Here is an 11,878-nt window from a genome sequence, read left to right on the forward strand (position 1 = left end):
TAGTTAGGGTGGTTCATGATCGCTCCCCTAAGGTGATTGCAACAGCAGAGTGCAGCACATCTATTGAGTTAATAGAGGTGCTTCATAGTGCAAATAAACGGCCCATGTCATCATGCAAATTGGGGCACTTATTATTTCCCGGCTCTCCAACTTTCATTGAGGGGGTGAACTCACTCTGCATTTACTCTGCCAGCAGTATGAAAAATATTTCATATGCCATTGAGGTCCAGTAAACATTGGCTATTGTCTGAAAAACTGTGTGAAAAAAGACGCGGATGCTGCTGGGGGTTTACCCCCAATAGTGGGGAATTTCACACCGAAGTTGAGGGGGTTTAACCGCTCTTTCTGTCTGTTGCTGCTCATCTGCGCTCGGTGGTTTTTTTAAACTAACGAATTGTCCGCTCGATAAAAAAATATTTGAAATTCGACTACTAAAATTTTCTATTGCAGCTAGAGTCTATCTGGACGCCCACCACGGTGCGACAAAAGAATATTTCAATTTGGCCTAAGATAAGAGAGCACTTTGCCAGTTCGACTATGCCTCACGCCAGCCAACTTCGAGTCGGTGTTATAACTCGCGCGAGCTGCAAGATTCCTGGCCAGAAGTTCATCTCGCAACGGGACAGCCCCCGAACCCGGAGTGTCATCATGATGAAGCACACGAGTATCCACCGAACTATCCGCTTGACCTGCGCGATCGCAGGCGGCCTGGGCCTGGTTGCAGTCAGTCCGCCCTTCAAGAGTGCCCTCGCCGCTACAACGCCAGTGATCGCCCCTCCAACGCACGTGAATGTGCTAGTGATCCCCCCCCCTCCTCCTCCGCACGTGGATGTACCACCCACCCTGCAGTCGCTGCGCGGTTTCATACCGCCCGACCCCTCGGGAACCGAAGGCGGACGCGACGTCACTCTGATGGGCGATTACGTGCAAAATCGCACAGCGGCGATCCAATTGGGCAAGGCCCTTTTCTGGGACATGGAGGTCGGCAGCGATGGCTCCACCGCTTGCGCGACGTGCCACTTTTACGCCGGGGCCGATCACCGGAAAACCAACCAGATCAACCCCGGCCTGAATAACACCAATGCGAACGTCGCGTCGCTCTTCAATAAGCCGTTCGCAGCGTCCAACATCCCTGGCGACGTGGCCTCATACGCGACCCGGTCCGGTGGCAAGGGCGGCCCGAACTACACGCTCAAGAAAACCGACTTTCCGACCCATGTGCTGGCCGATCCGCTCGATCGCAATTCACCGATCCTCTATTCGACCGACGATGTGATCGGCTCACAAGGCGTGTTCGACGCCAACTTCGTCAAGCCGCGTCAATCGCGTTTCGACAATTGCACGCAGCAACCGGACGGTATTTTCCAGGTGAATGGCATCAATGTCCGTCGTAGTACAGGGCGCAACACACCTACGGTGATCAACGCCGCCTTCAACGTGCGCAATTTCTGGGATGGTCGGGCCAATAACGTCTTCAATGGCTTCTCGCCGTTCGGCAATCGCGATCCCGATGCTGGCATCTTCGTTACCAGCGATAGCAGCGGGGTTGCGGCCAAGGTGCGGTTGGCACTCGAGGATGCCTCTGCCGCCTCGCAGGCCGTGGGACCTCCTGGCAGCGCAGTCGAAATGTCCTGCGGCGGGCGCACCTTCGCGGACATCGCCCGACGCATGCTCGACAATATGATGCTCAAGCGGCAGAGGATCTCACCAACCGATTCGGTACTGGCCGCCTATTCCACTGTCCGCCGACCCACCTACCGTGAACTGGTCAAGACGGCCTTCCAGCCACGGCTGTGGAACGCGACGCAGCAGGTTTCGCTGGGTGGCGCGCCGTATAGCCAGATAGAGGCCAATTTCCCACTCTTCTTCGGGCTCGCGATCCAGATGTACGAATCCACCCTGATCTCGGATCAGGCGCCCCTGGATGCCTATTTGCAAGGTAATCAACAGGCATTGAATGCCCAGCAAGTCGAGGGTATGAATCTTTTCACTGGCAAGGGAAAGTGCATCAATTGCCACGTCGGACCGGAATTGACCGGCGCAGCCACCCTTTTGCGCCTCTCGCCCTTTGTGCGCGTCGAACGTATGGTGATGGGGGACGGCCTGACCACGCTCTATGACAACGCCTTCTACAACATAGGTGTGCGCCCGACCTCGGAGGACCTGGGGGTCGGCGGTACGGACCCATGGGGTAACCCGCTGTCATTCAGCCGCCAATACAACACCATGCTGCAAGGCGGCCCGGCGCCTGACCTGTTTGTAGTCGGCGTGTGCTTTTTCGCAGTGCCATTGAGCTCGGCGATACCCTGTGACCCGACGCTCAAGCCCAAAGTCAGCTTCCGCGATGCGGCCGATGGCGCCTTCAAGACGCCGACGCTGCGCAACATCGCGTTGACTGGGCCGTATTTCCACAATGGCAGCCGGGCGACGCTCAAACAGGTCGTAGAGTTCTACAACCGCGGCGGTGATCGGCGTGGCCAGGATGCTAACAACACCAGTGGATTCGATAATCCCGGCGCGAATCAGCACAACACCTCGAACCTCGATCCGGATATTGCCCCTATAAACTTCACCCCTGCGGAAATGGACACACTGGTCAAGTTCCTGGAGGGCGCGTTGACCGATCCGCGAGTAGCCTGGGAGAAAGCGCCGTTCGATCATCCATCGCTGGTCATTCCACAAGGCCAGGTGGGTGATGAAAATGTCGTGGCGCTCCGGCCGTTTGATCCCAGTGTAAAGAGCCGGCAGGCGATAGATGCGACGCTGATGATCCAACCCGTCGGTGCAGAAGGTCGCAGAGTCAATGAGGGGCCTTTGCAGCCATTCAACAACGACCTTTGATTTGGATAACCACCGTGCTGCTGAGTCCTGCAGGATTCAGCAGCATGGGTTTAATCGCAAAAAATCCCGACTAAAACGCTAAGTAGAACGCGTTTACTGCCGTTAAAGAGAGGGCAACGTGACCTGGGTCACAATGCGTGTGCTTTATTGCGAGTAATGCAGGCACAATGCCATCTATTGATATGCCGTGTCGGAGCTTTACCCTTGCCGCGTTCTTCCGCTGCACGTTTTAGTCATTTTTTACCCTCACTACTGTTGTTGCTTGCGGGGCTTGCGGCTGCCTACGTCAAGGAGCTGAACGTTTTCTTCACCTCGCTGTTCAACGTGCTACCGACCTTGGTGCTGTTGCTTGGCGGCGCTTATTGCGCGGTTTACCGACGTCAACGTGAACTGTTTCTGATGGTCACGGTGTACATCGCCTACTTCCTGCTCGACACCCAGACCGACTACTACCGCGACAACGGAAAAGTCCGTGAAGACGCGGCCGTGGTGTTTCATCTCTGCTGCCTGCTGCTGCCGTTACTGTATGGATTGTTCGCCGCCTGGCAGGAACGTACTCACTTGTTTCAGGACATGGTGGCGCGCTTTGCCGTATTGCTGGTGTTCGGCAGTGTTGCACTGAGCCTGGAGCAAAGTTTTCCGCAAGCGCTGCTGGCCTGGTTGGCGGAGATCCGCTGGCCGGCATTGCACGGTTCGTGGATGAGTTTGATCCAGCTGTCTTATCCGGTGTTCTTTGCCTCGTTCCTGCTGTTGTCAGTGCAGTACTGGCGCAATCCTCGGCCTTTGCATGCTGCGCAACTGGTGGGTTTGCTCGGGTTGTTCTGGATGTTGCCCAAGACCTTCATCCTGCCCTTCACCCTGAACGTCATGTGCAGCCAGGTGATGTTGATGATTGCCGCCGCAGTCGCTCACGAAGCCTATCAAATGGCCTTCCGTGACGAATTGACCGGTCTGCCGGGACGTCGCGCATTGAACGAGCGCCTGCAGCGCCTGGGTCGCAATTACGTGCTGGCCATGGGTGACGTCGATCACTTCAAAAAATTCAACGACACCCATGGTCACGACGTCGGTGATCAGGTGCTGCGCCTGGTGGCCAGCAAACTGTCGAAGATCAGCGGCGGTGGTCGCGCCTATCGCTACGGCGGTGAGGAATTTGCTCTGGTGTTTGCCGGCAAGACCCTGGAAGAGTGCATGCCGCACCTTGAAGTCATCCGTGAATCCATTGCCACTTACAACATCCATTTGCGCAACCAGGACAGCCGCCCGCAGGACGATCAGCAGGGCCGGCAGCGCCGAGCCGGCAGCGCGGCGTCCAGCGTTTCGGTAACCGTCAGCATTGGGGTGGCCGAGCGTTTGGAGCAACGAACGCCGGAAGAAGTGCTCAAATCGGCCGACCAAGCGCTCTACAACGCCAAGGGTGCGGGACGAAACTGCGTCATCGCATTCGGTCAAAACCGTCGCGGCGCAGTGCGTATGGGCGTCGCTGCGGGTTGAGTGATGACGGCGCATTCAGCGTCTGGACTGTGATTGTCCGGGGCCGCTGGCAGCAGTAGGTTTGGTTGATCTGCTGCCGGAGAAAAACATCATGCCCGAGTACAAAGCTCCCCTGCGCGACATGCGCTTTCTGATCGACCATGTCTTTGATTTTCACGCCACCTACGCAGCGTTAGGTGCCATCGACGCCAGCCCGGATATGGTCAATGCGATCCTCGAAGAAGGCTCGAAGTTTTGCGAAAACGTGCTGGCGCCGTTGAACCGTTCCGGTGATGAAGAAGGCTGCCATTTCGACAATGGTGTGGTCACGACACCGAAAGGTTTCAAACAGGCTTTCGCCCAGTACGTTGAAGGCGGCTGGCACGGCCTGGCAGCGGACCCGACCTATGGTGGTCAAGGTTTACCGCTTTCGTTGGGGTTGGTGATCAGCGAGATGGTCGGCTCCAGCAACACCTCGTGGGGCATGTATCCTGGCCTGACTCACGGCGCGATGTCGGCGATTCACGCCCACGGCACCGAAGAGCAAAAAAAGACCTACTTGAGCAAACTGACTGCAGGCCAATGGACCGGCACCATGTGCCTGACCGAAGCCCATTGCGGCACCGATTTGGGCATTATCAAGACCCGCGCCGTGCCGCAGGCCGATGGCAGTTATGCCGTCTCGGGCAGCAAGATTTTCATCTCGGCCGGCGAGCACGACATGAGTGACAACATCATTCATCTGGTGTTGGCCAAACTGCCGGATGCGCCGGCCGGAACCAAGGGGATTTCGCTGTTTATCGTGCCGAAATTCTTGCCCAACGCCGAAGGCGAGGCCGGCGAGCGCAACGGTGTGAGTTGTGGCTCTATCGAGCACAAAATGGGTATCAAGGCGTCGGCCACCTGCGTACTGAACTTCGATGAGGCTAAAGGTTTCCTGATCGGTGAGGCCAACAAAGGCCTGAACTGCATGTTCACCATGATGAACCACGCGCGGCTCGGCACCGGGATGCAGGGGTTGTGTCTGGGCGAAGCGAGCTTCCAGGGCGCGATCAAATACGCTAACGATCGCCTGCAAATGCGCTCTTTGACGGGCCCGAAAGCGCCAGAGAAATCCGCTGATCCGATCATCGTCCACCCCGACGTGCGCCGTATGTTGCTGACCATGAAAGCCTTCAACGAAGGCAATCGGGCACTGACCTACTTCACCGCACAGTTGCTGGATGTCGCTCACCTGGCCGCCGACCCAACACAGAGTCAGGACGCCGAAGACCTGCTGGCCTTCATGACACCGATCTGCAAAGCCTTCATGACCGAGACGGGACTTGAGGTGACTAACCACGGCATGCAGGTATTTGGCGGCCATGGCTTCATTCGTGAGTGGGGCATGGAGCAACTGGTCAGGGATTGTCGGATCGCGCCTATCTATGAAGGCACTAACGGCATTCAGGCGCTGGACTTGCTCGGGCGTAAAGTCCTGGGCAGCCAGGGAAAGCTGCTGCGTGGCTTCACCAAAATCGTCCACAGGTTCTGCGCCGCCAATGCCGGGCATCCACAGCTCAAAGGCTATGTCGCGCAACTCAATGAGCTGAATCAACAGTGGGGCGAGCTGACCACCAAGGTCGGTATGGCGGCCATGAAGAACCCGGATGAAGTTGGCGCCGCAGCCCTGGATTATTTGATGTACAGCGGTTACATCATCCTCGCCTACTTGTGGTTGCGCATGGCGCTGGTGGCTCAGGCGCAACTGGATGCGGGCAGCGGCGATGGGGATTACTGCCAAGGCAAACTGGCGACGTGTGAGTTCTACTTCAAGCGTTTGCTACCACGCACGACCGCCCATCGGGCCGCAGTGGAGGCGGGGAGTGATTGCTTGATGAAACTGCCGGCGGAGTTGTTTGCGCTTTAGGTCCTCTTCGCGGGCAAGCGAACGTCGCCCGGCCCTTCCCACAAGTCAGCACATAACCTGTGGGAGCGGGCTTGCCCGCGAAAGCGTCCTGATAATCGCCGCAAAACTCACGCAGAATCTCTATGACTAAAAATTACAAAACGGTCACCATCTGACCCTATGTGTCTTAAAAGTTGTTCGGTTACACTCGGGGTCTAGAATAAACCCGATCCTACGAATCACTTGTTAAGTTCTCACGAGGTTTGCCATGGCTGACTACAAAGCGCCCCTGCGCGATATGCGCTTCGTCCTCAATGAAGTATTCGAGGTTGCCAAACTCTGGGCCGAGCTGCCTGCCCTGGCTGACACAGTCGATGCTGAAACCGTCGAGGCGATTCTCGAGGAAGCTGGCAAAGTCACCAGTAAAAGCATCGCGCCGCTAAGCCGTAGCGCCGACGAAGAAGGCTGCCGTTGGAGTGACGGAGTGGTCACCACGCCGCAAGGTTTCCCACAGGCTTATCAGACCTACGCTGAAGGGGGTTGGGTCGGTGTCGGTGGCGATCCTGCGTTCGGTGGCATGGGCATGCCCAAGGCGGTCTCGGCCCAGGTCGAAGAAATGATCAACTCGTCCAGCCTGGCCTTCGGTTTGTATCCGATGCTGACGTCTGGCGCCTGTGTGTCGATCAACGCCCACGCCAGTGAAGAGCTGAAAGCGGCTTATCTGCCAAACATGTACGCCGGTGTCTGGGCCGGCTCCATGTGCCTGACCGAACCTCACGCCGGGACCGATCTGGGGATCATCCGCACCAAGGCTGAGCCGCAGACCGACGGCTCCTACAAGGTCAGCGGGACCAAGATCTTCATCACCGGCGGTGAGCACGATCTGACCGAAAACATTATCCATCTGGTGCTGGCCAAGCTGCCTGATGCCCCGGCCGGACCTAAAGGTATCTCGCTGTTCCTGGTGCCGAAGTTCATGGTCAATGCCGATGGCAGCCTGGGCGAGCGCAATCCGGTGACCTGTGGTTCGATCGAACACAAGATGGGCATTCAGGCGTCCGCCACCTGCGTAATGAATTTCGATGAGGCCGTGGGTTATATCGTCGGCGAGCCGAACAAAGGCCTCGCGGCGATGTTCACCATGATGAACTACGAGCGTCTGGGCGTTGGTATTCAAGGTCTGGCGTCTGGCGAGCGGTCTTATCAGAACGCGGTCGAGTACGCCCGTGATCGTCTGCAAAGCCGTTCGCCAACCGGTCCGCAAGCCAAGGATAAGGTCGCTGACCCGATCATCGTCCACCCTGATGTGCGTCGCATGTTGCTGACCATGAAAGCCTCGAACGAAGGTGGCCGTGCGTTTTCCACTTACGTGGCCATGCAACTGGACACTGCCAAGTTCAGCGAAGATGCAGTTACCCGTAAGCGCGCTGATGACCTGGTGGCCTTGCTGACGCCAGTCGCCAAGGCATTCCTCACCGACCTGGGTCTGGAAACCACTGTGCATGGCCAGCAAATTTTCGGCGGCCACGGCTACATCCGCGAGTGGGGCCAGGAGCAATTGGTTCGTGACGTGCGGATTACCCAGATCTACGAAGGCACCAACGGCATTCAGGCTCTGGACCTGGTGGGGCGCAAGATTGTCGGTACCGGCGGGGCTTTCTACACATTGTTCGCCGACGAGATTCGCCATTTCATCGCGACGGCCAGTGCTGATTTGGCCGAGTTCACCAAGCCGTTGAATGACGCTGTCGATACCCTCGACGATCTGACGTCCTGGCTGCTGGACCGCGCGAAAAACAATCCGAACGAAATCGGTGCAGCGTCGGTCGAGTATCTGCAGGCATTCGGTTACATGGCCTATGCCTATATGTGGGCATTGATGGCTAAAGCAGCCTTCGGCAAGGAAGCGCAGGACGATTTCTACGCCAGCAAACTGGGCACGGCGCGCTTCTACTTCGCCCGCCTGTTGCCACGAATCCACTCGCTGAGCGCCTCGGTCAAGGCCGGCAGTGAATCGCTGTTTTTGCTGGACGCGGCGCAGTTCTGAGGAATGTAACCTCATGTAAGCATTCTCTTACATGACGTGCTGACTTTCTCCCCTTTCCCAGGATTGGATCCAGAGCTAATCTACTTCCCATGGACGTAGCGCAGGAAGCGCAAAGCAACAACACGGACACGTAGGATTCTGCCAGGATGGCGGAGTGAAATGGATGTCAGGGAAACAGTCTGCAAAGCCCCGCTTCGGCGGGGTTTTCTTTTGCCTGCGTTTTTTGCCTCCTTGTTTCTCAGCCCAGCACCTCCAGCGTTGCGGGACTCGCCATACGCCCATCCGGGCCATTCATCACGTCTTCCAACAGAGTGCGCAGTAACTCCAGCGTGGCTTGTTGACGCTGCACATCGCGACATACCAGACCCACTTTCAGCGGCACCCGCGGTTCACTCAAGGGTTTCCATAGCAGTTCCTTGTTGGCGTGTTCCTGCCGTGAACGGCCGGGCAATACGGTGGCCAGTTTTGTGTGAGGCAGACTGTCGAGGATCCCGGCCATAGTGTTCAGCTCGGCCTGGACCTGGGGCCGACGTCCGAGATTGGCCAGCTGCGCTTGCCAGATCTGTCGCACCTGGAACTCCTCACCCAGCAATAACATCGGCAACTCTGCGGCCTGGCTCATAGAGACCTTCTTGAATTCGCGCAACGGATGTTCGGCCGGGATGACAAGGGTCAGTTCATCTTCATACAGCAGCACGCCATGCAGCCCCGGCTGACGTGGCGGGAGATAGCTGATGCCGATATCCAGCGAGCCGTTGAGCAGGCGTTTTTCGATTTCCAGCCCTGTCAGCTCATAGATCTGCACCACCAGATGGGGTTGCGCTTTGCGTACCCGCTCCAGCATCTGCGGCACCAGGCTGGTGTGGACCGTCTGTAGCACGCCGATGGCCAGGGTTCTCAGCGCGTGTCCCTTGAAGTTGCCCAAGGCCTCACGGGCCCGCTGCATGCCGTCGAGCAAGGGTAGGGCGTGGTTGTACAACGTATGGGCGGCCAGGGTCGGTAACAGGCGTTTGCTGCTGCGTTCGAACAGGCTGACGTCGAGGTTTTGTTCCAGATGGCGAATCTGTTGCGAGAGCGCTGGTTGGGAGATCGACAGACGCTCTGCAGCCCGTCCCACATGACCCTCTTCATACACCGCGACGAAATAACGCAGTTGCTTAAAATCCATAAGTAATTCTTATCGAAAAAGCTGGAAAATCGAAATGGCCGCAGGCCGTGCAGACGCCTAGTCTAACCGCATTCACAAGGCTTACAGGGCCAGAGAGCGCGATGAATACCGTTTACGTGGATGGTGTTTACATAGGCAAGGCAAAAAATATCGGACAGGGTTTGATCAGCGATACGGATAAGCACCCCGTTGCAAATCGACTCTGGTTGTGGCCGCAAGGCCTGGGCAGCGACGAACACGGCGATCCGCGTTTTCACACCGGCCCTGAGCGCGCTCTGCATCATTACCCGGTCGAGCACTACGCCTACTGGCGCAAACGTTATCCACAGATCGGCTGGTGCGCGCCGGCTTTCGGCGAAAACCTTTCGACTCACGGGCTGACGGAAGAGCAGGTGTGCCTGGGCGACATGTTCCGTTGGGGCGGTGCGTTGCTGCAGATCAGCCAACCGCGTTCACCGTGTTATCGCCTGAACCATCGCTGGGGAGTGCAGGACCTGCCGCAACAGGCACAGGACACGGGGCGCTGCGGTTGGTTCTACCGGGTGCTCAAGCCGGGCTTCATCAGCGCCGATCAGCCGTTCGAGCTGATCCAGCGCAGTTACCCTGGGCTGACGGTGGCCTGGGCCTTGCGCTGTTTTTATCAGGAGCCTCTGGAGCATGCGGGCTTGAAGAAACTGGTGGATTGCCCGGCGCTGTCCTCACGCTGGCGCGATATCGCCATCAAACGCCTGCGTACCGACCGGGTCGAAGACTGGTCCTCACGTTTGCTTGGCCTACCGCTTGAGGGCCTGAGTGCATGAATTTGTTCAACTTGCGTCGCAATCCCTTAAGCCTTGATGACCTGACGGCGGACCAGCGTTGGTCATCGAGGCATGACAACCTTTCCAGCGAGTGCCTGATGCCCAGTGTCGAACGGCCCCGGCAGATTTTTGTTCGTGGCCAGGGTTCCTGGTTGTGGGACAGCGAAGACCGCGCTTATCTGGATTTCACTCAAGGCGCTGCCGCCAACAGCCTTGGCCACAGCCCTTCAGTGGTGGTGAATGCCATTGCCGGTCAGGCTCAGGCGCTGATCAATCCGGGCGCAGGTCTGCATCATCGCGGTCAGCTCAATTTGGCCGAGCGCTTGTGCCAGAGCACCGGCAGCGATCAGGCGTACTTTCTCAACAGTGGCAGCGAGGCCTGCGAAGCGGCGATCAAACTGGCCCGTAAATGGGGTCAACTGCACCGCGGCGGCGCCTACCGAATCATCACTGCCAGTCACGGTTGCCATGGCCGCAGCTTCGGCGCGATGTCAGCGTCTGGCGCGAATCCCGAGAACCGTTTCGAGCCACAATTGCCGGGCTTTAGCCACGTTCCATTCAATGACCTGCCAGCGTTGCATGCCGCGGTGGATGCGCAGACCGTGGCGATCATGCTGGAACCGATCCAGGGTGAAGCTGGGGTGATTCCTGCCACCGAGCACTACCTCAAGGGTGTCGAACGCCTGTGCCGTGAGCTGGGAATTTTGCTGATTCTCGATGAAGTGCAAACCGGCATTGGTCGCTGCGGCACGCTGCTGGCCGAACAGGTTTACGGCGTGCGCGCCGATATCGTCACTCTCGGCAAGGGCCTCGGCGGCGGTGTACCGCTGGCGGCGCTGTTGGCTCGAGGCAAGGCCTGTTGTTTCGAAATAGGCGAGCTGGAGGGCACCCATCACGGCAATGCCTTGATGACTGCGGCCGGGCTGGTGGTGCTCGAGAGCGTTCTGGAAAAAGGCTTCCTCGACCACGTTCGAGAAACCGGCCATCACCTGCGCGAAGGCCTCGCTCGTTTGGCGAACCGCTACGGCCAGGGCGAGTTACGCGGACAAGGTCTGCTCTGGGGCCTGACCCTGGCCGATGATTCAGCCGACGCAGTGGTCAAGGCAGCGCTTTACGAAGGCTTGCTGTTGAACGCCCCACAACCCGATTGCCTGCGCTTCACCCCGGCGCTAACGGTCAGCAAGGCCAACATCGACGAAATGCTTCTACGGCTGGCCCGCGCCTTTTCCCGGGTTCGCACCGCGCAACTGCAATGCCGAAAAGGCGTAGCGGTTTGATCGGTCCATTCTCTCTCTAATTCCCGAACCGTCTCGCGGTATACGCGTCGCCTCATGCCTGTTTCTTTTGGCATGGGGCGTTTTTTTGTCGACGGTCCATGGCCTGTGGCTGGAGTTGGACTGAACCCTGCCTGGCGCAATAGGTCGATTAGTTGTAAGGCTTACACGAGCCGACTTTCATCAGGAGCTGCCCCATGGACTTTATTCGCATCATCATTGCCATTCTGTTGCCGCCGTTGGGTGTGTTCCTGCAGGTCGGTTTCGCTGGCGCTTTCTGGCTGAATATTCTGCTGACCTTGTGCGGTTATATCCCGGGGATCGTGCATGCGGTGTACATCATCGCCAAGCGTTGAGATCAAAAGATCGCAGCCTGCGGCAGCTCCT

At 57.8% G+C, this 11,878-nt stretch carries 8 protein-coding genes; 7 read left to right on the plus strand and 1 reads right to left on the minus strand.

All coding sequences use genetic code 11. The annotated features are described in order from the left end of the window. The first annotated feature begins 648 nt into the window (after positions 1–648). The 4 genes from ACN1C3_RS30060 to ACN1C3_RS30075 all read left to right on the plus strand — a co-directional run bounded on the left by ACN1C3_RS30060 (position 649) and on the right by ACN1C3_RS30075 (position 8,249). A complete protein-coding gene (locus ACN1C3_RS30060) occupies positions 649–2,841 on the plus strand; it encodes a cytochrome-c peroxidase (protein WP_419119352.1) in 2,193 nt (730 codons plus the stop codon). A gap of 204 nt (positions 2,842–3,045) precedes the next feature. Continuing rightward, positions 3,046–4,335 carry a GGDEF domain-containing protein gene (locus ACN1C3_RS30065; RefSeq protein ID WP_419119353.1) on the plus strand — a complete coding sequence of 430 codons (1,290 nt, stop codon included), beginning with the start codon at positions 3,046–3,048 and terminating at the stop codon, positions 4,333–4,335. Between the two features lie 91 nt (positions 4,336–4,426). Continuing rightward, positions 4,427–6,223, plus strand: a complete 1,797-nt coding sequence (locus ACN1C3_RS30070) for an acyl-CoA dehydrogenase C-terminal domain-containing protein (protein WP_419119354.1) — start codon at positions 4,427–4,429, stop codon at positions 6,221–6,223. Between the two features lie 247 nt (positions 6,224–6,470). After that, a complete protein-coding gene (locus tag ACN1C3_RS30075; RefSeq protein ID WP_419119355.1) occupies positions 6,471–8,249 on the plus strand; it encodes an acyl-CoA dehydrogenase C-terminal domain-containing protein in 1,779 nt (592 codons plus the stop codon). Positions 8,250–8,487: 238 nt separating this feature from the next. On the opposite strand, the gene ACN1C3_RS30080 is transcribed toward ACN1C3_RS30075, so the two are convergent. Beyond that, positions 8,488–9,417: a LysR family transcriptional regulator gene (locus tag ACN1C3_RS30080; protein ID WP_419119356.1), complete on the minus strand. Its 930-nt coding sequence runs from the start codon at positions 9,415–9,417 to the stop codon at positions 8,488–8,490. 101 nt (positions 9,418–9,518) lie between these two features. Here ACN1C3_RS30080 and ACN1C3_RS30085 point away from each other — a divergent pair, with 101 nt between their 5' ends. The 3 genes from ACN1C3_RS30085 to ACN1C3_RS30095 all read left to right on the plus strand — a co-directional run bounded on the left by ACN1C3_RS30085 (position 9,519) and on the right by ACN1C3_RS30095 (position 11,847). Then, entirely contained in the window at positions 9,519–10,217 is a 699-nt protein-coding gene (locus ACN1C3_RS30085) for an MOSC domain-containing protein (RefSeq protein ID WP_419119357.1), read from the plus strand. Further along, positions 10,214–11,494 carry an aspartate aminotransferase family protein gene (locus ACN1C3_RS30090; RefSeq protein ID WP_419119358.1) on the plus strand — a complete coding sequence of 427 codons (1,281 nt, stop codon included), beginning with the start codon at positions 10,214–10,216 and terminating at the stop codon, positions 11,492–11,494. Before ACN1C3_RS30085 ends, ACN1C3_RS30090 begins: the two co-directional genes overlap by 4 nt. A 194-nt stretch (positions 11,495–11,688) precedes the next feature. Continuing rightward, complete coding sequence (locus tag ACN1C3_RS30095; RefSeq protein WP_007904205.1) at positions 11,689–11,847, plus strand: YqaE/Pmp3 family membrane protein; 159 nt, start codon at positions 11,689–11,691, stop codon at positions 11,845–11,847. The last annotated feature ends 31 nt before the right edge of the window (positions 11,848–11,878 follow it).

Origin of the sequence: Pseudomonas sp. H11T01, assembly GCF_048515765.1 — a bacterium.
GTDB lineage: Bacteria > Pseudomonadota > Gammaproteobacteria > Pseudomonadales > Pseudomonadaceae > Aquipseudomonas.